Source organism: Streptomyces sp. NPDC058289, from assembly GCF_042880975.1.
Taxonomy (GTDB): Bacteria; Actinomycetota; Actinomycetes; order Streptomycetales; family Streptomycetaceae; genus Streptomyces; species Streptomyces stoeckheimensis.
Genome location: NZ_JBHVYI010000085.1, coordinates 1 through 20,156, shown reverse-complemented (window position 1 = coordinate 20,156; position 20,156 = coordinate 1). Strand labels below are relative to the sequence as shown.

At 72.1% G+C, this 20,156-nt stretch carries 20 protein-coding genes, 1 tRNA gene and 1 pseudogene; 8 read left to right on the top strand and 14 right to left on the bottom strand.

Going from position 1 to position 20,156, the window contains the following annotated elements; translation table 11 throughout:
- Nucleotides 1-121: 121 nt before the first annotated feature.
- The gene (locus ACFVX6_RS32085; protein WP_389697436.1) at nucleotides 122-736 is read left to right on the top strand and encodes a nuclear transport factor 2 family protein; all 615 of its coding nucleotides are present in this window, start codon (nucleotides 122-124) and stop codon (nucleotides 734-736) included.
- A gap of 13 nt (nucleotides 737-749) precedes the next feature.
- Here the strand turns inward: ACFVX6_RS32085 and ACFVX6_RS32080 are convergent, their stop codons facing one another.
- Both ACFVX6_RS32080 and ACFVX6_RS32075 read right to left on the bottom strand, forming a co-directional pair.
- Nucleotides 750-1,382 (bottom strand): response regulator, encoded by a 633-nt coding sequence (locus tag ACFVX6_RS32080; RefSeq protein ID WP_389697434.1) that lies wholly within the window; start codon nucleotides 1,380-1,382, stop codon nucleotides 750-752.
- Nucleotides 1,379-2,083: a sensor histidine kinase gene (locus tag ACFVX6_RS32075; protein ID WP_389697432.1), complete on the bottom strand. Its 705-nt coding sequence runs from the start codon at nucleotides 2,081-2,083 to the stop codon at nucleotides 1,379-1,381. Before ACFVX6_RS32075 ends, ACFVX6_RS32080 begins: the two co-directional genes overlap by 4 nt.
- 157 nt (nucleotides 2,084-2,240) lie before the next feature.
- Between ACFVX6_RS32075 and ACFVX6_RS32070 the strand changes: the two genes are divergently transcribed.
- The gene (locus ACFVX6_RS32070) at nucleotides 2,241-2,744 is read left to right on the top strand and encodes a hypothetical protein (RefSeq protein ID WP_389697430.1); all 504 of its coding nucleotides are present in this window, start codon (nucleotides 2,241-2,243) and stop codon (nucleotides 2,742-2,744) included.
- Between the two features lie 419 nt (nucleotides 2,745-3,163).
- On the opposite strand, the gene ACFVX6_RS32065 is transcribed toward ACFVX6_RS32070, so the two are convergent.
- A complete protein-coding gene (locus tag ACFVX6_RS32065; protein WP_389697463.1) occupies nucleotides 3,164-3,880 on the bottom strand; it encodes a pentapeptide repeat-containing protein in 717 nt (238 codons plus the stop codon).
- A gap of 112 nt (nucleotides 3,881-3,992) precedes the next feature.
- Between ACFVX6_RS32065 and ACFVX6_RS32060 the strand changes: the two genes are divergently transcribed.
- Nucleotides 3,993-4,985, top strand: coding sequence for a zinc-binding dehydrogenase (locus ACFVX6_RS32060; RefSeq protein ID WP_389697461.1), 993 nt, complete (start codon nucleotides 3,993-3,995; stop codon nucleotides 4,983-4,985).
- Nucleotides 4,986-5,005: 20 nt separating this feature from the next.
- Here ACFVX6_RS32060 and ACFVX6_RS32055 read toward each other — a convergent pair whose 3' ends face one another.
- From ACFVX6_RS32055 to ACFVX6_RS32045, 3 genes and pseudogenes are all read right to left on the bottom strand, one after another.
- Complete coding sequence (locus tag ACFVX6_RS32055; protein ID WP_389697428.1) at nucleotides 5,006-5,479, bottom strand: GNAT family N-acetyltransferase; 474 nt, start codon at nucleotides 5,477-5,479, stop codon at nucleotides 5,006-5,008.
- A 9-nt stretch (nucleotides 5,480-5,488) separates the two neighbouring features.
- Nucleotides 5,489-6,220: pseudogene (locus tag ACFVX6_RS32050) on the bottom strand (aminoglycoside phosphotransferase family protein).
- 149 nt (nucleotides 6,221-6,369) lie between these two features.
- A complete protein-coding gene (locus ACFVX6_RS32045) occupies nucleotides 6,370-6,987 on the bottom strand; it encodes a DsbA family protein (protein WP_389697426.1) in 618 nt (205 codons plus the stop codon).
- A 268-nt stretch (nucleotides 6,988-7,255) separates the two neighbouring features.
- Between ACFVX6_RS32045 and ACFVX6_RS32040 the strand changes: the two genes are divergently transcribed.
- Nucleotides 7,256-8,638: an NAD(P)/FAD-dependent oxidoreductase gene (locus ACFVX6_RS32040; RefSeq protein ID WP_389697424.1), complete on the top strand. Its 1,383-nt coding sequence runs from the start codon at nucleotides 7,256-7,258 to the stop codon at nucleotides 8,636-8,638.
- An 84-nt stretch (nucleotides 8,639-8,722) separates the two neighbouring features.
- Here ACFVX6_RS32040 and ACFVX6_RS32035 read toward each other — a convergent pair.
- A tRNA-Thr gene (locus ACFVX6_RS32035) sits at nucleotides 8,723-8,800 on the bottom strand.
- 104 nt (nucleotides 8,801-8,904) lie between these two features.
- A complete protein-coding gene (locus ACFVX6_RS32030) occupies nucleotides 8,905-9,573 on the bottom strand; it encodes a hypothetical protein (RefSeq protein WP_389697422.1) in 669 nt (222 codons plus the stop codon).
- A gap of 200 nt (nucleotides 9,574-9,773) precedes the next feature.
- Here ACFVX6_RS32030 and ACFVX6_RS32025 point away from each other — a divergent pair, with 200 nt between their 5' ends.
- The 3 genes from ACFVX6_RS32025 (at nucleotide 9,774) to ACFVX6_RS32015 (ending at nucleotide 12,297) form a co-directional block, all read left to right on the top strand.
- A complete protein-coding gene (locus ACFVX6_RS32025; protein ID WP_389697420.1) occupies nucleotides 9,774-10,862 on the top strand; it encodes an ABC transporter ATP-binding protein in 1,089 nt (362 codons plus the stop codon).
- Nucleotides 10,863-11,062: 200 nt separating this feature from the next.
- Nucleotides 11,063-11,476: a hypothetical protein gene (locus ACFVX6_RS32020; RefSeq protein WP_266878811.1), complete on the top strand. Its 414-nt coding sequence runs from the start codon at nucleotides 11,063-11,065 to the stop codon at nucleotides 11,474-11,476.
- 59 nt (nucleotides 11,477-11,535) lie between these two features.
- Nucleotides 11,536-12,297, top strand: coding sequence for an NDP-sugar synthase (locus tag ACFVX6_RS32015; protein ID WP_389697418.1), 762 nt, complete (start codon nucleotides 11,536-11,538; stop codon nucleotides 12,295-12,297).
- A gap of 129 nt (nucleotides 12,298-12,426) precedes the next feature.
- Here the strand turns inward: ACFVX6_RS32015 and ACFVX6_RS32010 are convergent, their stop codons facing one another.
- The 6 genes from ACFVX6_RS32010 to ACFVX6_RS31985 all read right to left on the bottom strand — a co-directional run bounded on the left by ACFVX6_RS32010 (nucleotide 12,427) and on the right by ACFVX6_RS31985 (nucleotide 18,838).
- Nucleotides 12,427-14,007: a DoxX family membrane protein gene (locus ACFVX6_RS32010; RefSeq protein ID WP_389697416.1), complete on the bottom strand. Its 1,581-nt coding sequence runs from the start codon at nucleotides 14,005-14,007 to the stop codon at nucleotides 12,427-12,429.
- A 191-nt stretch (nucleotides 14,008-14,198) separates the two neighbouring features.
- Complete coding sequence (rlmB, locus tag ACFVX6_RS32005) at nucleotides 14,199-15,170, bottom strand: 23S rRNA (guanosine(2251)-2'-O)-methyltransferase RlmB (protein WP_327253530.1); 972 nt, start codon at nucleotides 15,168-15,170, stop codon at nucleotides 14,199-14,201.
- A gap of 109 nt (nucleotides 15,171-15,279) precedes the next feature.
- The gene (cysS, locus tag ACFVX6_RS32000) at nucleotides 15,280-16,680 is read right to left on the bottom strand and encodes a cysteine--tRNA ligase (RefSeq protein WP_389697414.1); all 1,401 of its coding nucleotides are present in this window, start codon (nucleotides 16,678-16,680) and stop codon (nucleotides 15,280-15,282) included.
- 105 nt (nucleotides 16,681-16,785) lie between these two features.
- Entirely contained in the window at nucleotides 16,786-17,328 is a 543-nt protein-coding gene (ispF, locus tag ACFVX6_RS31995) for a 2-C-methyl-D-erythritol 2,4-cyclodiphosphate synthase (RefSeq protein ID WP_389697412.1), read from the bottom strand.
- The gene (ispD, locus tag ACFVX6_RS31990) at nucleotides 17,318-18,070 is read right to left on the bottom strand and encodes a 2-C-methyl-D-erythritol 4-phosphate cytidylyltransferase (protein WP_389697410.1); all 753 of its coding nucleotides are present in this window, start codon (nucleotides 18,068-18,070) and stop codon (nucleotides 17,318-17,320) included. The genes ispF and ispD overlap by 11 nt, the downstream gene beginning before the upstream one ends.
- A gap of 285 nt (nucleotides 18,071-18,355) precedes the next feature.
- Nucleotides 18,356-18,838, bottom strand: coding sequence for a CarD family transcriptional regulator (locus ACFVX6_RS31985; protein ID WP_003953493.1), 483 nt, complete (start codon nucleotides 18,836-18,838; stop codon nucleotides 18,356-18,358).
- A 622-nt stretch (nucleotides 18,839-19,460) separates the two neighbouring features.
- On the opposite strand from ACFVX6_RS31985, the gene ACFVX6_RS31980 reads away from it, so the two are divergent.
- Nucleotides 19,461-20,114 carry a DUF461 domain-containing protein gene (locus ACFVX6_RS31980; protein ID WP_389697408.1) on the top strand — a complete coding sequence of 218 codons (654 nt, stop codon included), beginning with the start codon at nucleotides 19,461-19,463 and terminating at the stop codon, nucleotides 20,112-20,114.
- Nucleotides 20,115-20,156: the final 42 nt, after the last annotated feature.

Genomic DNA, 20,156 nt, shown 5'->3' with positions numbered 1-20,156 from the left:
TACGAGATCGCGCTCGTACGCCGCGCCGATCCGCCGCGGGCGGCGACACGACAGGCTCGTCAGTGCCCGGACCGCCCCGAGCAGGCCCGGGCACCACCAGCCGTGTCGAGAGGAACCCGCCATGCCGACCACCGATTTCGCCCCGGAACGCCGCCGCATGCTCACCATGCTGGGCACCGGCGCCGCCGTAGCCGGGCTCGGCGCCCTCGCTGCCGCGACGCCCGCCACCGCCGCCGCGTCCGAGGAGCTCTCGACCGCCGCCTACGGCAGCCCGGCCGGTTCGGCGGAGGACGAGCTGGCGATCAACCGCCTCCTCGAGACCTACCTCTTCGCCGTGGACACCAAGGACAAGACGGTCTTCCGGACCCTCTTCACCGACGACGCCGTCCTCACCGTGATGGCCCACCCCGACGGCACCGCCGGCATCGTCAAGACCGGCATCGAGGCGGTCGTCGCCAACCTCGACGGCGCGGCGGCCTGGGGCTACTCCACCCACGTCACGGCCAACGCCTACATCCGCGTCACCGGCCGGTACACCGCGACCGGCGACAGCCACGCCACCGCACAGCTCGTCTACCCGGCCACCGCCACGGCCCCGGAGACCGTCGTCGTGCGCGGCATCCGCTACCGCGACGAGTACGTGAAGTCCGCGGGCGTCTGGAAGATCCGCAAGCGCGTCTTCTCCCCGCTCTGGCAGTACAACGGCACCGCGGTCCAGATCACCTACCCGAACTAGCCCGGCCCACGGGCTACCCCAGCCCGATGAGTCCCCGGTCGACGGCCGCGCGCACGGCCGCCGTACGGTTCTCCACCCCGAGCTTCTCGTAGACGTGCACGAGGTGCGTCTTGACCGTGGTCCCGCTGATGAACAGGGCCGATCCGATCTCCCGGTTGGAGCGGCCCGTCGCGATCAGCTCCAGGATCTCGGTCTCCCGGGCCGTCAGCGCCGCACTCGGCGCCCGGTACCGGCTCATCAGCCGCGAGACCACCGACGGCGACAGCGCCGACTCCCCCGCCGCCACCGTCCGCAGCGCCTGGAACAACAGGTCGGGCGGGGACCCCTTCAGCAGGTACCCCGCCACACCCGCCTCCACGGCCCGTACTACGTACGCATCGGACTCGTAGCTGCTGAGCACGACCACCCGGGGCGGCGCGGGCATCCGCCCGATCCGCCGCGTGGTCTCCACCCCGCACATCCCCGGGCCCATCCGGATGTCCATCAACACCAGCTCGGGCCCCAGCTCGCGCACCATCCGCAGCGCGGCACCCCCGTCCGCGGCCTCCCCGCACACCTCGAACTCGGGGCACCCGCCCAACAACGCCCGCAGCCCCGCCCGCACGACGGGATGGTCGTCCACCAACAGGATCCGCACCGGAGTCATACGGACCCCGGCCCCGGTCTCAGGCCCTGCGCCTGTGCCTGCGCCTCCCCCGGCCCCGGAGCGGGCAGGCAGACGGACACCACCGTCCCTCCCCCACCCGGGCTGCTCTCCACCGTCGCCGTACCCCCCAGGTACGCGATGCGGCGGCGCAGCAGCCGCAGCCCGTCCCCGCCCCGGCCCCCGGCGGTAGCGGGAGCAGCCGGATCGAACCCGACGCCGTCGTCCCACACGTCGAGCGCGAGAACGTACGGCTGATAGGTCAGCGTCACCACGACAACGGAGGCCCGCGCGTGCCGGCGTACGTTGCCCAGGGCGCCCTGGGCCGCCCGCAGCACCGCGGCCTCGACCCTGCCCGGCACCGCCCGGGGCTCCCCCTCCAGCCGGAACCGGGCCCCGTCCATCCCGGCGCACAGCTCGCGCAGCACATCGGCCAGCGCCGCCCGCTCCAGTTCCACCGGAGCCAGGTCATGGATGAGCCGCCGGGCCTCGGCAAGGTTCTCGCGCGCGGCAGCGGCCGCCTGCCGGACCAGCAGCCGGGCCTGCCCCGGCTCCCGCGTCCACTCCCGGTCGGCCGCGTCGAGCAACAAATGCATGCTGGTCAGCCCCTGGGCCACGGTGTCGTGCAACTCGGCCGCGAGCCGGTGGCGCTCCCGCAGCACCCCCGCCACCACGGCCTCCCCCTGCCCCCCGGCCCCTCCCACGCCCGTCCCCTCTCGCCACGCCCCCAAGACGCGCCGAGCTTAATCCGACGAACCCGACACCCCCGGGGGGCATCAGGAACTCTGATCCTCACCCCCACACCCCCACGAGGACGCCTCACGGGCCCCCTCCCTCCCCACCCATGACACCATCGGGTACGTGCTCGACATCGGCTACTCCCTCTCCCGACGCTTCCCCGACCCCCCGCAGACCGACTACCGCTCGGCGGACGTCCACTCGCTGCGCCACGACCTGTTCTGCGGGGACGTCTACCTCGCCGACACCAACGCGGACCGGGAAGTGTCCACAGCCTGGGGATGGGTGCCCGTACTGGACTTCGCCTGGGCACTGTGCGACATCGTCGAGCAGCTCGACCAGGACCCGCGCGGCAGCCGCGCGGCCAACCGGCAGTACGCCGAGATCGACTTCACCGAGTCCTCGGACCGCATGCTCTTCGAGCGCCGCTTCGGGTGGGTGGACGTCGAGGCCGACTGGATGCCGTCGGAGGAAGCCCCCCTCACCTTCAGCCACCGCCTGCTGCGCCGCGAAGCCCGGGACTTCCTCCACGACGTGATCGCGGACCTCGTCGACATGCACGACGGCCTGGCCGACAACCCGATCATCTGGACCCTCCAGTCCCGCTTCCCCCGCGTCCCGGCGTAGGAGGCCGGAGCCAATCCAGCCGTCCGGCGCTCGAGAACCAGAGTCCGGGGCTCAGCCCAATCCAGCCGTCCGGCGCTGGACCGGGGTCCGGGGCTCAGCCCAATCCAGCCGTCCGGCGCTGGACCGGGGTCCGGGGCGCAGCCCAATCCAGCCGTCCGGCGCTGGACCGGGGTCCGGGGCGCAGCCCCAGGGGGTCCGGGCGCAGCCCGGTACCCCCCTCCAGCCCGTCCGGCGCTTGAGGACCGGGCTCCGGGCAGCGCCCGGGGAACGGTGGAAGGGCGGGTAGGGGACTCCGCCCCGCGCAGCGGCACACGCACACCCGCCGCCGGCCCAACGGCGAGGACCACCGCAGGAGGCGAGAGCCACCCCCGGCACGGCAGCCAAAGCCAAAGCCAAAGCCAGGCTCACCCCGAAGGGGGCTAGGAAACCACCCTCAACCCAAGCTGCGCAGCCATCGCCGGCGCCAGCCCAATGAGCTGCGCCGGACTGATCACCGCCCCCGCCAACGCCTCCACCCCCCGCGCAATATCCACCGCACGCGCCCCCCTCAGGTCCACGTCCGCCATCCGCGCCCCCGTGAAGTCCACCCCCCGCAGCTCGCAGTCCAGGAACTCCACCCGCTCCAGCACCGCCCCCGCGAAGTCCGGCTCCACCAGCACGCACCCCTCGAAGACCACGTCCTTGAGCCGCGCCGTGCGCAGGTTCAGATAGTCGATCTTGCCCCCGCGCACGAGCACCCGCTCCAGCACCGCCCCGTGCAACTGCACCCCGCCCAACCGGGCGTCCAGCAGTTCCACGTCGCGCAGCGAAGCCTCCGACAGGTCCGTCCCCACCCCGCGGACGCCGTCCAGCACCGAGTCCAGGATCCGCGCCTTGGCCAGCCCGGTCTCGTCCAGCACGCAGCGCCGTAGCGCGCAGTCCATGAACCGGGCCCCCCGCCCGTCCCCGCCCGTCAGGTCCACCTCGACGAGCTCCAGCCCGTCGTAGTCCCTGTCCGGCTCCAACCCCGGCTCCGGCTCCGCGTCCCCCCACCCGCTCAGCTCGGGCAGCCGCACCTCCGGCCGCCGCGCCGCCTTCACCGCCTTCACCGCCTGCTGCTTCTGCTGCTTCGGTGTCTTCCGCCCGTCCCGCGCCATCGCCATGCCCCCATCCTGGCCCACCCCTTGACCTCAACCCCACTTGAGGTCCGAGTCTTCACCCATGACCGCCTCCCCCCGGCCCACGCCGACCACACCCACCCCACCCGCCATGCAAGCCATCCGCCTCCACGCCTTCGGCCCCGCCGAGAACCTCTCCTACGAGTCCGTCCCCCGCCCCGCCCCCGCCCCCGGCCAGGTCCGCATCGCCGTCGCCGCCGCCGGCGTCCACCTCCTCGACACCGCGCTGCGCCGCGGCGTCCAGGGCCCGCCCGCGCCCCTGCCCGAGCTGCCGACCGTCCCCGGCCGCGAGGTCGCCGGCACCGTAGACGCGCTCGGCCCCGGCACGGACCCCGCGTGGCTCGGCCGGCCCGTCGTCGTCCACCTCGGATTCGCCCCCGGCGGCTACGCCGAGTACGCCGTCGCCGACACCGCCCGACTGCACGCCATCCCGGACGGCCTCGACCCCGCCACCGCCGTCGCCATGATCGGCACGGGCCGCACCACCCTCGGCATCCTCCAGTTCGCCGAGCTCGGCCCCGGCTCCGTCGCCCTGGTCCCCGCCGCCGCGGGCGGCATCGGCACCCTGCTGGTCCAGTACGCCAAGCACGCCGGAGCCACCGTCGTCGCCCTCGCCGGCGGCCCCGCCAAAACCGCCCGGGCCGCCGCCAACGGCGCCGACCTCGCCCTCGACTACACCACCCCGGACTGGGCCGACACGCTCCGCGCCCACCACCCCGACGGTGCCACCGTCCTCTTCGACTCCGTCGGCGGCTCCGTCGCCCGCACCGCACTCGGCCTGCTCCGCGACGGCGCCCTCCACCTCGTCTTCGGCTGGTCCGGCGGCCCCCTAGCCCTCACCGACACCGAGCAGGCGGACCTGGACGCCCGCGGCATCACCACGACGCACGTCCTCGGCCCCGCCATGCTCCAACGCGCCGGCGGCGAAGACCCCTTGCGCCGCCTCGAAACCCGCGCCCTGGCCGAAGCCGCCACCGGCCGCCTGCGCCCCGCCCTCCAGCGCTACCGCCTGGCCGAAGCCGCCGCGGCCCACCACGACTTGGAAACCCGCGCCACCACCGGCAAGGTCGTCCTGGAACCCTGAGGGCCGCCCGGCCCCTCCGGCTACGCGCCCCCGAGCTCCGCCAGCGCCCCGTCGGTCAGCCGGTACACCGACCACTCGTCCTGCGGCCGCGCACCCAAGGCCTCGTAGAAGGCGATCGTCGGCTCGTTCCACTTCAGGACCGACCACTCCAGCCGCTCGTACCCGCGCTCCACGCAGATCCGCGCCAACTCCCGCAGCAGCGCCTTGCCGTGGCCGCCGCCGCGCACGCCCGGACGGACGTACAGGTCCTCCAGGTAGATCCCGTGCACCCCGCGCCACGTCGAGAAGCTGAGGAACCACAACGAGAACCCGACCGCCTCGCCCTGCGCCGTCAGCGCGAGGTGCGCGAACGCCGCCGGCCGCTCCCCGAACAGCGCCTCCCGCAACTGCTCCTCGGTCGCGCGCGCCTCGTGCGGCACCCTTTCGTACTCCGCGAGCTCGCGGATCATGGCGTGGATGACGGGTACGTCGCTGACGACGGCGCTACGGATCATGCCTGCACCCTACGATTCACCGCGCCCGCCCCTCCCACTCCGCCCGTCCCGCCCCAGCAACGACTCCGCGATCCGCAGCTGCACCCCCGCCGGCCGGTCCCCGTCCTCCACGTCCCACAGACAGTTCTGCAGCACCCGCCCCAGCGTCCACGCCCGCGCCCGTTCCCGGTCCACGCCCACCGCCTCCGCGAGCGGCTTCGGATCGATGGCCGGCCACGGTTCCCGCCCGCCCGCCAGGACGTTGTCGTAGTGCAGGTCCCAGTGCAGCAGCCGGTCCCCCGGCTCCCCCGCCACCTCCGCGAGCGCCGCCGCGCAGTCCGCGACGAGCCCCCGCTCCCGGCCGTCCGCCAGCTGTGCCAGCGCACCCGGCACCGCCTCCAGGGCCTGTCGTCAAACTCCCGCCCGCCTGGAGTCCCGTACGGCCGGCGCCGACAGGGGCCGGCCCTCGTCGAGGCGCTCCAGCAGCAGCGTGCCGGTCTGCACATCGTCCGCCAGCAGCCGTACGCAGCCCTCCCCGGCCGACGCGCGCAGCGCGAGCGCCTCCCCCGCGTTCTCCTCGTCCAGCGCCGGCAGCTTCAGCGACGCCGCCGTCCCGTCGGCCCGCACCACCGGCAGCACCAGGGCGGTCACCCCGCACATCCCGGGGCCGGTCACCCGTAGCTCCCACCGCTCCAGGAGCGAGGCCACCTGCGCGGGCAGCGCGTCGACGAACTCCCGCCCGGCGGCGCCGTTGTCCCGCAGCTGCGCCCGCGCGAACCGCTCGGGAACCCCGCCGAACCCCCCACCACCCGAGCCGCCCGAACACCGGCGCCCGCACCCGAGCCCGCACCCTCGCCGCCCGCCACCCCCGCCGTCGCACCGTCCATGGCCCGACCCTAGGCCCAGAGGCCCTATGCGGCGGCCCCGATCCCGACACCCTCCAACGCCCGCGCGAACGCCCCCGCGTCGAACAGCGACCCGTCCTTCGACCCGACCGGCGCCCCCTCCACCAGCACCATCGGCGTCGCCTGCGCACCCGTCGCCTCGAAGCCCTTCTCGGCCTCGGCGACCCACCCCTTGTACTTCTGGTCCTTCACCGCCGCGTCGAACTCCGCCCCGCGCAGCCCCGGCACCCGGTCCGCGATCTTCAGGAGCAGCTCGTCGGTGAACTTCCCCTTCGGCTGACTGGCGAAGACCGCCGCGTGGAACTCCGCGAACTTCCCCGCGTCCGCCGACGCGCGCAGCGCGTTCACCGCCTTGACCGAACCGCTCGCCCCGCCCCGGTCCAGGAAGGACGCCAGCAGGTACTCGATCTTCACCTGCCCGGCCACCGCCAGCTTCAGCAGCGATTCCCCGCCCGCCTCCTCGAACCGCGCACAGTGACCGCACTTGGGGTCCACCAGCACCTGCGCGGTACGCGGCGCGTCCGGCTTCCCCACGACGATCTTCGCCCCGTCCACCGTCGCGGGCAGACCCGCGAGCTGCCCGGCGATCGGACTGGTCCGCACCGGCACCTCGGAGGCGGCCACGGCCTTCCCCTCACCCGCCCCGGAACCGCATCCGACGACCGCCCCGCCCTACAGCGCCACGGACGCGACCGCCGCGACCAGCCGCCCCGCCACCACAACCCGCGCCATACGAACCATTACCTCTCATACAAAAACCTGACAAAATCCCCGCCCCACCCTAAGAAGGAGACCAGACCGCCCACATCAGCCATTCGGCCACCTCTCAGCCCCCAAAACCCGACGTCACGCCCCTGGACACCCCTCCACAACCCCGTGTAGCAACTCCCCCATGACGATCAACGGCGGAATTTCCTTCTGGTACGCGACGGACGAAACCGCCCCAGCCCACCCACCCCGCGCACCGCTCACCGGCAACACCACGGCCGACGTCGTCATCGTCGGCGGCGGCTACACCGGCCTGTGGACCGCGTACTACCTCAAGTCCGCCGCCCCCGACCTGCGCGTCACCGTCCTGGAGCAGAAGTTCTGCGGCTACGGGGCCTCCGGCCGCAACGGCGGCTGGCTCTACAACGGCATCGCCGGCCGCGACCGCTACGCCACCCTCCACGGCCGCCCGGCCGCCCAGCGCCTCCAGCAGGCCATGAACGAGACCGTCACCGAGGTCATCGACACCGCCGCCAAGGAAGGCATCGACGCAGACATCCACCGCGGCGGAGTCCTCGAAGTGGCCCGCACCCCCGCCCAGCTCTCCCGCCTCAAGGCCTTCCACACCGCCGAACTCGCCTTCGGCGAAACGGACCGCGAGCTCTACGACGCCACCGACACCCGCGCCCGCATCGACATCGCGGACGCAGTGGGCTCCTCCTGGACCCCGCACGGAGCCCGCATCCACCCCCTGAAGCTGGTCAAGGGCCTGGCCGCCGCCTGCGAACGCCTCGGCGTCGTCATCCACGAGTCCACCCCCGTCACGGAGATCGCCCCGCGCCGCGCCCTCACCCCGTACGGCACCGTCCGCGCCCCGTACGTCCTGCGCTGCACCGAGGGCTTCACCGCTGCCCTCAAGGGCCAGAAGCGCTCCTGGCTCCCGATGAACTCCTCGATGATCGCCACGGCACCGCTCCCGCCGGAGACGTGGTCCCAGATCGGCTGGACCGACGCCTCCACCCTCGGCGACATGGCCCACGCCTACATGTACGCCCAGCGCACGGCCGACGACCGCATCGCCATCGGCGGCCGCGGCGTCCCCTACCGCTACGGCTCACGCACCGACAACGACGGCCGCACCCAGCCCGCCACGATCACGGCCCTCACGAACCTCCTGGAGTCCTTCTTCCCGGCCCTCACGGGAGTCGAGATCACCCACGCCTGGTCGGGCGTCCTGGGCGTCCCACGCGACTGGTGCGCCACGGTCACCCTGGACGCGGCTTCGGGCCTCGGCTGGGCCGGCGGCTACGTGGGCTCCGGCGTGGCCACCGCCAACCTCGCGGCCCGCACCCTGCGCGACCTGGTCCTTGGCGACAAGACGGACCTCACGACCCTCCCCTGGGTCAACCACCGCGTCCGCCGCTGGGAGCCGGAACCCTTCCGCTGGCTCGGCGTCCAGGCCCTCTACGCCGCCTACCGCGAAGCGGACCGCCGAGAATCCACCACCCACACCCCCACCACAACCCCCTTGGCCCGCCTGGCAGACCGCATCTCGGGCCGCCACTGACGGCACGCAAAAAGGCCCCGGGTGATCACCGGGGCCTTCCGCCTTCGTTCGAATCCCCTTGGCCGACAAGCATCTGACCTGAGATGGAGCCCCCTGTCGGATTCGAACCGACGACCTACGCATTACAAGTGCGTTGCTCTGGCCGGACTGAGCTAAGGGGGCGTGGTGACTCTGTGCAAGGCACGGAATCGCCTTCACTCTACACATCGCCCCGACCCCGCAGCGAAGAACTTTCCGGTGTCCGGGGCCGCCGTCGGCGGCCCCGCTCACACCCCCGGATACCCCGCCCGCGCCACCCTCGGGGCCACCGCCGCCAGGGGCAGACCCGGGTTCAGGGCGTCCACGACGGCCTGGGTGAGCGGGCGCAGCTCCCACACGTGGCGGATGGCTTCCAGGGGGAGGTCCGTCTCGTAGTAGTCCTCGGCGAAGTCGCGGTAGGCCTCCGGGGTGCCCGCCACGAGGAGCTCGAAGAGGTAGTCCGCGCCGTCCGGGTCGGACTTGCCCTCCGGGAACTCCACCTTGCCGGCGCGCCACTGCGTGTCGGCGGTCTGGCGCCAGAAGACCGCGGTGGCGTTGAGCACGCCGTCCACGCAGAACGCCGGCTCCGTCAGGTACGGCCGGAAGGCCTCCGGTATGCCGTCGGTCAGGCCCGGCCACCCGTCCTCCTGGTCGGTGTCCGCCCACGGGCTCATCACCGATTCGTGGTCGAAGCCGTGGCCGAAGACCCCGTCCGGCGTGAAGACGATCGCGTAGTCGTCGCCCGAGCCGTTGTCCATCAGTGCTGCTTCCTCGCCCGGGCCCCACTCCGGGTCGTAGGCGAAGTAGCCGTCGTCCTCCTCGCCGCTGATCACCAGTTCCAGCGCCGCCATCGCCCGGCAGCGGTCGCGCAGCGTCTCGATGTCGGGCAGCGCGCGGGTCACGTCGTAGATGGTCATGGTCGTGATCAAAGCAGCCGCCACTGACAGTCGACCGGGGGCGGTCGGGGGGCCGTCGGGGACGTCGGGGAAGTCACCCCCGTCCAGGTGCTGACAGGAGCGGCGCGGGCGGGTAGCGTCGGGCCGAGTCCAGTCCACTGGACTAGACCTTCCACTCGGATCGTCCGGCACGTTCCTGCCGGTAGAAGGGATTCATCACCATGGCTTCTGTCACTTTCGACAAGGCGACCCGTCTGTACCCCGGCGGCGACAAGCCCGCCGTCGACCAGCTGGAGCTGGAGATCGCGGACGGCGAGTTCCTCGTCCTCGTCGGCCCCTCCGGCTGCGGCAAGTCCACCTCGCTGCGCATGCTGGCCGGCCTGGAGGACGTCAACGGCGGTGCGATCCGCATCGGTGACCGCGACGTCACGCACCTGCCGCCCAAGGACCGGGACATCGCGATGGTGTTCCAGAACTACGCGCTCTACCCGCACATGTCCGTCGCCGACAACATGGGCTTCGCGCTCAAGATCGCCGGCGAGGACAAGGCCACCATCCGCAAGAAGGTGGAGGACGCGGCGAAGATGCTGGACCTGACCCAGTACCTCGACCGCAAGCCGAAGGCTCTCTCCGGCGGTCAGCGCCAGCGCGTCGCGATGGGCCGTGCGATCGTGCGCAAGCCGCAGGTGTTCCTCATGGACGAGCCGCTGTCGAACCTCGACGCCAAGCTCCGCGTGTCCACCCGTACCCAGATCGCCGCCCTCCAGCGCGACCTGGGCATCACCACCGTCTACGTCACCCACGACCAGGTCGAGGCCATGACGATGGGCGACCGCGTGGCCGTGCTGAAGGACGGTCTGCTGCAGCAGGTCGACACCCCGCGCAACATGTACGACCGCCCGGCGAACCTCTTCGTCGCCGGCTTCATCGGCTCGCCGGCCATGAACCTCGTCGAGGTCCCGATCACCGACGGCGGCGTGAAGTTCGGCGACAGCGTCGTCCCGGTGTCGCGCGAGGCGCTGTCCGCCGCCGCCGACGCGGGCGACCGCACGGTCACCGTGGGCGTGCGTCCGGAGCACTTCGACATCGGTGACACGGGCGGCCTGACCATCACCGTGAACGTCGTCGAGGAGCTGGGCGCCGACGGGTACGTCTACGGCTCGACCTCGCACTCCGAGGGCTCGCAGGACATCGTGGTGCGCGTGAACGGCCGCCAGGTGCCCGAGAAGGGCTCCACGCTGCACGTGATCCCGCGCGGGGACGAGATCCACGTCTTCTCGACCTCCTCGGGTGCCCGCCTCTCCGGCTGACCCGTCGCACGCGAACCACACGCGCACCACAGCGCGCTGAAGGGGCGTCCCGCCAAGGGGCGCCCCTTCGGCGTGAGTTCCGGCAGATCGGGCCATTCGGCCCCAAGCGTCAACCCTTAATTCGAAAAGCCACGTCGAACCATCCCCCGACCGGGTGACTAAATGTCGCCATATCTTCACCGAGCGCTACTCTCGCCCTCGTGACCCACACTGCCCGCCGTATCGGCCGATCCCTCGCCCTGGTCCTGCCCGTCGTCCTGGTCCTGTCCGGGACCCTCGCGGTCACCATGGTCCCCTGGGCGGACAACACCCCCTCCCAGATCCTGACCGCGTCCGCCGAGGACGTCTCCGTCCCCGCGAAGCCGCGCGCCGCCCAGGACGTGCTGCGCGAAAAGCTGTTGAGCGAGATCCAGCAGGGCGAGCAGCCGGGTGACGTCCTCACCCACCTCCAGCAGGAGGTCGACCGGCGGCCGTCCCTCGCCGAGCACTGCGTGGGGATCGCGCGCGCCCTCGGGCGGGCCGCGGTGGACGCCTACGGGCCCACGAAGGCCCAGTCGTTCGCGCGGCCGGTGTGCGACACCGCGTACGCGTCCGGCGTCGCCTCCATGGGCTGACGGCCGCCGCCGCACGCCCTTCTTGCGCACCGGACACGACGACAACGACGACAACGAACATGACCGATTCCGAGCGTTCCGACCGACCCCACGCGGCCGCGTTCCCGGCTTCCCCGACCCAGGCGGTTGTCCTGGCGGGGGGCCAGGGTTCGCGGCTGCGGCCTTATACCGACGACCGCCCCAAGCCGATGGTGGAGATCCCCGGAACGGGGATGCCGATCATCGGGCACCAGCTCGCGTGGCTGGCCTCCGAGGGGGTGACGGACGCCGTGGTCTCCTGCGGGCACCTCGCCGAGGTGCTCCAGAAGTGGCTGGCCGAGGCCCCGTTGCCGCTACGGGTGACCACCGTCGTGGAGAACGAACCGCTGGGCCGGGGCGGCGGCCTGAAGTACGCCGCCCGGCACCTCCCGCACCCCGACCAGGCCTGGTACGCGACCAACGGCGACGTGTGGACCCGCTTCTCGCTGCGCGAGATGGCCGCTTTCCACGCCGAACGCGGCGCCACGGCCACCCTGGCGCTCGCCCGGCCGCGCATTCCGTGGGGGGTGGTGGAGATCAACGAGTACGGGCACGTACTGGACTTCATCGAGGCGCCGCAGTCCCCGTACCCGGTCAATGCCGGCGTGTACGTCTTCGGGCCCGAATTCGCCGCCCTGCTGCCGGATTTGGGCGACCACGAGCGTACGACCTTCCCGCGCCTGGCCCGCGAGCGGCGCCTCGCGGGCTTCCCGCTGCCCCAGGGGGCCTACTGGCGGGCGATCGACACCGCGAAGGACCTGACCGAGGCGGCACGGGAGTTGGCCGCTCAGAACGCCCCGTAGCGCCTCACGACGAACAGCGCACGGCGCACGGCAAACAGCGCACGACGAACGACGAAGGGCCCGGCACGCTCCCGCGTGCCGGGCCCTTCGCTTGTCCGTCGCCTTCGTGTCGCCGTCGTGCGGCTCCCGTCAGCCGCCGAGGAGGCCACCCAGCAGGTCGGGCTGCTTCGGTGCGGTGCTGCCCGCTCCTCCCGTGGAGCCGCTGCGCGTTCCCGTGGAGCTGGCCGGGGGCTTCTGCGGGGTGGACTGGCGGGGGGTGCTGCGCGGGGTCTGGCTGCCACTGGTGGTGCCGCGGGTCGCGGTGGGCGAGCCGGAGCCCGCCGTCGGGGAGCTCGAACCGGCTGCGCCACGACCGGACTTGGCGGCCGGCGAGGAGGCTCCGGCCGAGGGCTGTGCGGCCCTCTTCGAAGGGGTGGGGCTGACGGGCTGCTGCTTCTGCGGGGTGCTCGGCAGCGGCCGCCCGGGCAGGTAGTTGCTCGGGGCCTCGCCCGGTCCGGGCACGGTGACCACGGTGGTGGAGCGGACGGCGCCGCCGAGGAGCGAGCCGATGAGCAGGGTGAGCCCGCAGATGACGCCGGCCATGACGGCCCCGCGGCGCAGGACCCGGCGGCGCAGCCGCCAGACCTCGGAGCGCGGGCCCAGGGTGCGCCAGGCCTCGCTCGCGAGGCGGCCGTCCAGGGAGTAGACCGGGGCGCCCGCGATGATCAGCGGGCTCCAGGCGGCGAGGTAGATGATGTCGGGCGCGTCGTAGGCGGGGACGGTCTTCCAGCTCACCGTCATCAGCAGCGCGGCGGACAGCAGCGCGCCGAAGCAGGCGGCGAACCGCTGCCACAGGCCGAAGACCGTGAGCACGCCCACGATGACCTGGAGGAAGGCCACGCTGAGGCCGGCGCCGACCGGGTGGGCCAGCGCGAAGTCGCGCAGCGGTTCGGCGAGCGCCCAGGGCTGCAGGGTCCGCAGCCAGGTGACCATGGAGCCGCGCTCGCCGCCGTCGAAGTAGACGGGGTCGCACAGCTTGCCCATGCCGGCGTAGATGGAGATGAAGCCGAGGAAGACGCGCAGCGGGAGCAGCACGACGCCGAGGTTCATGCGGCGGCCGGGGTAGTACGAGGCCTGCGCGCGGGCGTCGCCCTGTGCGCGGGCCTCGCTCTGGGCCCGGCGGGAGTCCGCGGATCCGGTGCCCTCGGAGTAGGCGGCGTCGTAGGCCTCGTGGGAGTGGGAGAGGCCTCCCACCACGGGCTGCAGCCGGGTGTCGGCATCCTCGGAGGAGCCGTAGCTGCGCTGGCCGACGACGGTCGGGGTGGCGAGGGTGTCGTCCGCGAGGTCGTGGGCGAGGTCGATGCGCGGGATGGTCTGGGTCGCCCCGCCGTCGTACTCGTCGCGGCCGTCGTGGGCGCGCCCGTGATCGCGCACGGCCTGGAGCAGGCCGCCCATGGCGGCGCTGGCGGCGGCGTCGCCGGGGGCGGACTTGCCGCTCCAGACGACGGGTCGGCGGCGGGCGGCACCGGCTCCGGCGGCCGCGAGGGCCCCGCCGAGTGCCGGGGCGAGCCCTGGGGCGCCCAAGGGCCTGGGACGCGCGCTGGGGCTCGGTGCGAGCCGCACGCGGAAGCTGGCGTGGTTGACGATGACCTGTGCGGGGTCGCACGGCACCTTGACCATGCTCAGCGCGGGCTGGTCGTCGAACCCTGGCGTTCTGGTGTCCACACTCATCTAACCGAGTGATGAGTGTTTAGGACACTGCCTTGACATCAGGGATGTGTCCGAGACCCGTCAAATCAAGCCACCCCGCCCGTAGGGGGCGGGGTGGCACGCTCACGTGTCACGTCCGGTGAGCCAAGTGGATCAAGCGGCGGCCGCGGTGGTGCTCAGGCGGCGGCCGCCGGTGGTGCTGCGGGTGGTGCTCAGGCGCGGCCGCGGGTGGCGCGGCGGCGGGAGGCCTCGTAGAGGACGACGCCCGCGGCGACACCGGCGTTGAGCGACTCGGCGCCGCCCGGCATCGGGATGCGGACGAGGTAGTCGCAGTTCTCGCCGACGAGCCGGCCGAGACCCTTGCCCTCCGAGCCGACGACGATGACGACGGGGCCGCCGAGCGCTTCGAGCTCGTGGACCTCGTGGGTGCCTTCGGCGGCGAGGCCGACGACGGTGATGCCTGCCTTCTTGTACTCCTGGATGGCGCGGGTCAGGTTGGTGACCCGGGAGACCGGGGTACGGGCGGCGGTACCGGCCGAGGACTTCCACGCACCGGCGGTCATGCCGGCGGCGCGGCGCTCGGGGATGACCACGCCGTGACCGCCGAAGGCGGAGACGGAGCGGACGATCGCGCCGAGGTTGCGGGGGTCGGTGACGCCGTCGAGGGCGACGATGAGGGGGTCCTCGTGGTTCTCGTACGCGGCGGCGGTGAGGTCCTCCGGGTGCGCGTACTCGTAGGGCGGGACCTGGAGGACCAGGCCCTGGTGGTTGAGCCCGTTGGTGAGGCGGTCGAGCTCGGGGCGCGGGGCTTCCATCAGGTTGATGTTGCCGCGCTCGGCCGCGAGCTGGAGGGCCTCGCGGACGCGCTCGTCGTTGTCGATGAACTGCTGGACGTACAGGGTGACGGCCGGCACGCCGTCGCGCAGCGCCTCGAAGACCGGGTTGCGGCCGACGACCATCTCGCTGGTGCCCTTGGGGCCGCCGCGGCGGGGGGCCGGGCGGCGCTTGGCTGCCTGGCGGGCCATGGCGTTGCTGATGCGGTTGGCCTTGTGCTTCTTGCGGTCCTCGGCCTTGGGCGTGGGGCCCTTGCCTTCCAGGGCCTTGCGCCGCTGGCCACCGCTGCCGACCGTCGCGCCCTTCTTGTTGGACGTGCGGCGGTTCCTGCGCTGGCTGTTCCCGGCCATGACCTCTACCTGATTTCGTTGGTTCTGCGATATGTACGTATGAAGAGTGTGCCGCCCGGGACGCCGGGCAGCCCAATCCAAGTGCGCCAGTGGGACTGCTCCGGTGGGCTCAGCGGGGGCCGAGCGTCCATCGGGGTCCGGCGGGGCTGTCCTCGATGACCAGGCCCGACTGCTGGAGCTGGTCGCGGATGGCGTCGGCGGTGGCCCAGTCCTTGCGGGCGCGAGCGGACTCGCGCTGCTCCAGGACCAGGCGTACGAGGGTGTCCACGGCTCCGTGGAGGTCCTCCCCGCGGTCCGTCTCGCCGGCCCAGTGCGGGTCGAGGGGGTCGAGTCCGAGGATGCCCAGCATGGCCCGTACCTCCGACAGGCGCGCGATGGCCGCGTCCTTGTCGTCGGCGGCGAGCGCGCTGTTGCCCTGGCGGACGGTGGTGTGGATGATCGCGAGCGCCTGCGGGACGCCCAGGTCGTCGTCCATGGCCTCGGCGAAGGCGGGCGGCACCTCGGCGGCCGGTTCGACGGAGCCGCCGGCCTTCTCGATGACGCGCTGGATGAAGCCCTCGATGCGCGCGAAGCCGGACTCGGCCTCGCGCAGGGACTCCACGCTGTACTCGATCATCGAGCGGTAGTGCGGGGTGCCGAGGTAGTAGCGCAGGACGATCGGGCGCCAGACCTTGAGCATCTCGGAGACGAGGACGGAGTTGCCGAGCGACTTGGACATCTTCTCGCCGGAGAGGGTGACCCAGGCGTTGTGCATCCAGTACTTCGCGAACTCGTCGCCGTAGGCCTTGGCCTGGACGATCTCGTTCTCGTGGTGCGGGAAGATCAGGTCGAGCCCGCCGCCGTGGATGTCGAAGGCGCTGCCGAGGTACTTGTGCGCCATCGCGGAGCACTCCAGGTGCCAACCGGGACGGCCGCGGCCCCACGGGGTCTCCCAGTCGGGCTCGCCCGGCTTGGAGGCCTTCCACATGGCGAAGTCGCGCGGGTCGCGCTTGCCGGTGATGCCCGACTCGGCGGGCTGGCGCAGGTCGTCGATGTCCTGGTTGGAGAGCTCCAGGTAGCCGGGGAAGGAGCGCACGTCGAAGTAGACGCTGCCGTCGGCGACGTAGGCGTGGCCGCGCTCGATGAGCCCGCGCATCATCTCGATCATCTCGGGGACGTGACCGGTGGCGCGCGGCTCGTACGTGGGCGGGAGGCAGCCCAGCGCGTTGTAGCCGTCGTTGAAGGCGCGCTCGTTCTCGTAGCCGATGGACCACCAGGGGCGGCCCTGGGCCTCGCCCTTCGCGATGATCTTGTCGTCGATGTCGGTGACGTTGCGGATGAAGGTGACGTCGAGGCCTCGGTAGGTGAACCAGCGGCGCGCGATGTCGAAGTTCAGGTACGAGCGGACGTGCCCGATGTGCGGAGCCGCCTGCACGGTGGCGCCACAGAGGTAGATCGAGACACAGCCCGGAACGAGCGGGGTGAAGTCACGGATCTGCCGGGCGCTGGTGTCGTACAGGCGAATAGTCACGGCATCCAGGGTAGTGCGCCTGTAGCAGTGCCCCGCGACCCTTTCGGTACGCGGGGCCCGCTTTGTTGGCGGAGAGGTGCGGGAGGGGTGTATCCGTACGGGGTACTAGGCCCGGTTCGTCCGGTAGACGAGGGCCGTGGCGATCGCGGCGAGGCCTTCGGCGCGGCCGGTGAGGCCCAGTCCGTCGGTGGTGGTGCCCGACACGGAGACGGGGGCGCCCGCCGCTGCGGCGAGCGCCTTCTGTGCCTCTTCGCGCCGCTTGCCGATCTTCGGGCGTACGCCGATCACCTGGATGGCGATGTTGCCGATCTCGAAGCCTTCGGCGCGGACGATCCGGGCGGCTTCCGCCAGAAGGGTGACGCCGGCGGCGCCGGACCACTCGGGGCGGGAGGTGCCGAAGTGCGCGCCGAGGTCTCCCACGCCGGCGGCGGAGAACAGGGCGTCGCAGGCGGCGTGCGCGGCGACGTCCCCGTCGGAGTGCCCGGCGAGACCGTCCTCGCCCTCCCAGAGCAGGCCGGCGCACCACAGTTCGCGGCCGGTCTCGAAGGCGTGCACGTCGGTGCCGATGCCGACGAGCGGGATCAGGGGCGCCGCGGGGGCGGCGGCAGCGGCCGGGGCGGCGGCAGCGGCGGCGGGGCTAGTAGGCATCGGTGGCCCTCCGGCGGGCGAGTACGGCCTCGGCGAGGACCAGGTCGAGCGGGCGGGTGACCTTGAAGGCCTCTTCGTGGCCGGGGACGGCCACGACGGTGACGCCGAGCTGTTCCACCATGCCGGCGTCGTCCGTGGCGCCCTCGCCGTCGACGGCCACCTTCTCGTGCGCGAGGCGGAGCGTGGCGAGGTCGAAGCCCTGCGGGGTCTGTACGGCGCGCAGCCGGGCCCGTACGGGGGTGGCGACGACCGGCTCGGGCTCGCCGGGCGGGCCGGGCTCGACCTCCTTGACGGTGTCGGCCAGCGGCAGTGCGGGGACGACGGCGAGTGCGCCGTCGCGGACGGCCTCGACGACGGAATCCACGGTGTCGACGGGCACCAGGGGGCGGGCCGCGTCGTGGATGAGGACGGCCGTGATGTCGGCCGGGAGCGCGTCCAGGCCGGCGCGTACGGATTCCTGCCGGGTCTCCCCGCCGGGGACGACCAGGATCTCCGTGCGCTCGGGCAGCGCGTGCTCGTCGAGCAGCCGGCGCACCTCGGCAACGGCATTGCCGTCGGGCGGCGCCACGACGACGACGAGGGAGACCGCGCGGGAGCGCGCCATGGCGCGTACGGCGTGGATGAGCATGGGTGTGCCGCCCAGGGTCCGCAGGGCCTTGGGGGCGCCGGGACCGAGACGGACCCCGCGGCCGGCGGCCGGGATCACCGCGGCGGTGCGGTGGGGGCGCGATTCGTCAGACATCAGTAGCTCCGAGCCAGGTTTGTGACTTCGGCCGACATGGGTATGGCCTGAAGGGTGCCGGGTGCGACGCCCTCGCCCCTTCCGTGACGACCGGTCGAGTCGGCTGCCCGGACCCGGCACGCCAGTGATGCCGCCCGTGATGCACGGCCCGGTGTTTTACGGGCAGTGATGCACGGGCAGGTGGACGGGCATGGGTGCAGACATGCCGCAGCGCCCGGCAACAAGTCTCCTTGTCATCGGGCACCGCGGCACAACTGTGTACGACGAGGCGTACGAATGATCGCGTCAGGACGCGAGCACTTCGTCGAGGAGGGCCTCGGCCTTGTCCTCGTTGGTGTTCTCGGCGAGCGCGAGCTCGCTCACCAGGATCTGACGCGCCTTCGCGAGCATGCGCTTCTCACCTGCGGAGAGCCCACGCTCACGCTCACGACGCCACAGGTCACGCACAACTTCGGCGACCTTGATGACATCGCCAGAAGCGAGCTTTTCCAGATTTGCCTTGTAGCGCCGGGACCAGTTCGTCGGCTCTTCTGCGTACGGTGCACGAAGCACCTCGAAGACCCGGTCCAGCCCGTCCTGGCCGACTACGTCGCGAACGCCTACGAACTCCGCATTGTCCGCAGGGACGCGAACGGTCAGGTCACCCTGGGCGACCTTGAGCACCAAGTAGGTCTTGTCCACGCCTTTGATCTGGCGAGTTTCGATGGCCTCGATCAGCGCGGCCCCGTGATGGGGATAGACCACGGTGTCGCCAACCTTGAACGTCATGTGACAGGTACCCCTTCCGTGGCTATCCAGGGTAACACGAGAATCGACCGTTATGAATGGCGTTTTCGCAGGTCAGGGCCCATCTCAGGGCTTGACAACAGCGACAGGAACGTGCTGCGGGAGCCTTCTGGAAGGGGGTATTCGCAGGTCGGAGGCGCTGTGCGGACCAGGCGAAACGGCTACGTTACACCCGCCCGGGACCCCCGACGATGTGGCGTACGTCCCGTTTTGACGGTTTCCGTGGCGGGAAACCGAACTACTCCGTTCGACTGGCGGCCACCCGTACGGGGTCCGTTCCGGCCCAATCCGGAATTGATCACCGGGCGGTGTTCGATGAAATCCGGAAATTGATCACCGGGGCCGCGCCGGCCTTTGCGGGCGGGCCTTTTGCGAATGAAAGATCACCCGGCCCCGGCGGGGCGGTGACGGAACCCGCCGGTACGGGGCGGGTTCCCCGTCGAGGGCCCGTCCTGTGCCCGGCCCCGCACTGCGGAGGGTCGGGTGCGGGGGCGGGGCGGCGGCTCGGTAACCTAAGCGCGCTGACACATCCTTAGAGCGGCTTTACTTCGCCGTTCCGAGGCGTCCACCCTTCCCTTCCGTACGTCCAAGGAGTTGCCTCCCCGTGAGCCGCAGCCTTCGACGCGGCGCCCTCGCCGCCACCGCCGCCGCCTTCTCGCTCGTCTCGCTGGGCGCCTGCGCCGCGGGCCACGACGCGCCGACTCTCCAGGTCAAGCCGGACAACGCCGCCGTGACCAAGGGCGACATCAAGGTCCAGAACGCTCTGGTGATCACCCAGGAGAAGGACAAGAAGGGCCCGGCCGCGGTCTCCGCGACGGTGTTCAACAACGGCACCAAGGAGCAGACGCTCGACGCCATCACCCTTCCGGGCAGCAAGGCCGTCGTGACGCTGAAGCCCGCGGGCAGCGGCTCCAAGGTGATCATCCCGGCCGGAGGCTCCGTCCTCCTGGGCGGCCAGGGCAACGCCTCCGCCGTGATCGCGGGCGGGGACTCCGTCGTGGACGGCAACGTCCAGAAGATCGTCTTCCAGCTGAGCACCGCGGGTGACGTCGAGCTCGAGGGCTTCGTCGTCCCGGCCACGGGCATGTACGAGGCCTACGGCCCGACCGCCGCCCCGGCCGCCGGCGCCACCCCGTCCGGCAGCCCCTCGGCTTCCCCCTCCGGCTCCGCCTCGGCCGTGCCGTCCGGTTCCCCGGCCGCCTCGGCCTCGCACGGGGGCAGCCCGTCCGGGTCCGCCTCCACCGGCACCGGTCACTGAGGCGCGAAGCACCGTACTCAACGGGAACGGCCCCCGTCCACT

What these genes read in the sequence shown, in the direction of transcription:
- ACFVX6_RS32030 (WP_389697422.1), bottom strand. Translation starts at nt 9,573, where the DNA reads ATGACCATCTACGACGTGACCCGCGCGCTGCCCGACATCGAGACGCTG.
- ACFVX6_RS32060 (WP_389697461.1), top strand. Translation starts at nt 3,993, where the DNA reads ATGCAAGCCATCCGCCTCCACGCCTTCGGCCCCGCCGAGAACCTCTCC.
- ACFVX6_RS32085 (WP_389697436.1), top strand. Translation starts at nt 122, where the DNA reads ATGCCGACCACCGATTTCGCCCCGGAACGCCGCCGCATGCTCACCATG.
- ACFVX6_RS31985 (WP_003953493.1), bottom strand. Translation starts at nt 18,838, where the DNA reads ATGACGTTCAAGGTTGGCGACACCGTGGTCTATCCCCATCACGGGGCC.
- ACFVX6_RS32080 (WP_389697434.1), bottom strand. Translation starts at nt 1,382, where the DNA reads ATGACTCCGGTGCGGATCCTGTTGGTGGACGACCATCCCGTCGTGCGG.
- rlmB (WP_327253530.1), bottom strand. Translation starts at nt 15,170, where the DNA reads ATGGCCGGGAACAGCCAGCGCAGGAACCGCCGCACGTCCAACAAGAAG.
- ACFVX6_RS32025 (WP_389697420.1), top strand. Translation starts at nt 9,774, where the DNA reads ATGGCTTCTGTCACTTTCGACAAGGCGACCCGTCTGTACCCCGGCGGC.
- ACFVX6_RS32055 (WP_389697428.1), bottom strand. Translation starts at nt 5,479, where the DNA reads ATGATCCGTAGCGCCGTCGTCAGCGACGTACCCGTCATCCACGCCATG.
- ispD (WP_389697410.1), bottom strand. Translation starts at nt 18,070, where the DNA reads ATGTCTGACGAATCGCGCCCCCACCGCACCGCCGCGGTGATCCCGGCC.
- ispF (WP_389697412.1), bottom strand. Translation starts at nt 17,328, where the DNA reads ATGCCTACTAGCCCCGCCGCCGCTGCCGCCGCCCCGGCCGCTGCCGCC.
- ACFVX6_RS32015 (WP_389697418.1), top strand. Translation starts at nt 11,536, where the DNA reads ATGACCGATTCCGAGCGTTCCGACCGACCCCACGCGGCCGCGTTCCCG.
- ACFVX6_RS32010 (WP_389697416.1), bottom strand. Translation starts at nt 14,007, where the DNA reads ATGAGTGTGGACACCAGAACGCCAGGGTTCGACGACCAGCCCGCGCTG.
- ACFVX6_RS32065 (WP_389697463.1), bottom strand. Translation starts at nt 3,880, where the DNA reads ATGGCGCGGGACGGGCGGAAGACACCGAAGCAGCAGAAGCAGCAGGCG.
- ACFVX6_RS32040 (WP_389697424.1), top strand. Translation starts at nt 7,256, where the DNA reads ATGACGATCAACGGCGGAATTTCCTTCTGGTACGCGACGGACGAAACC.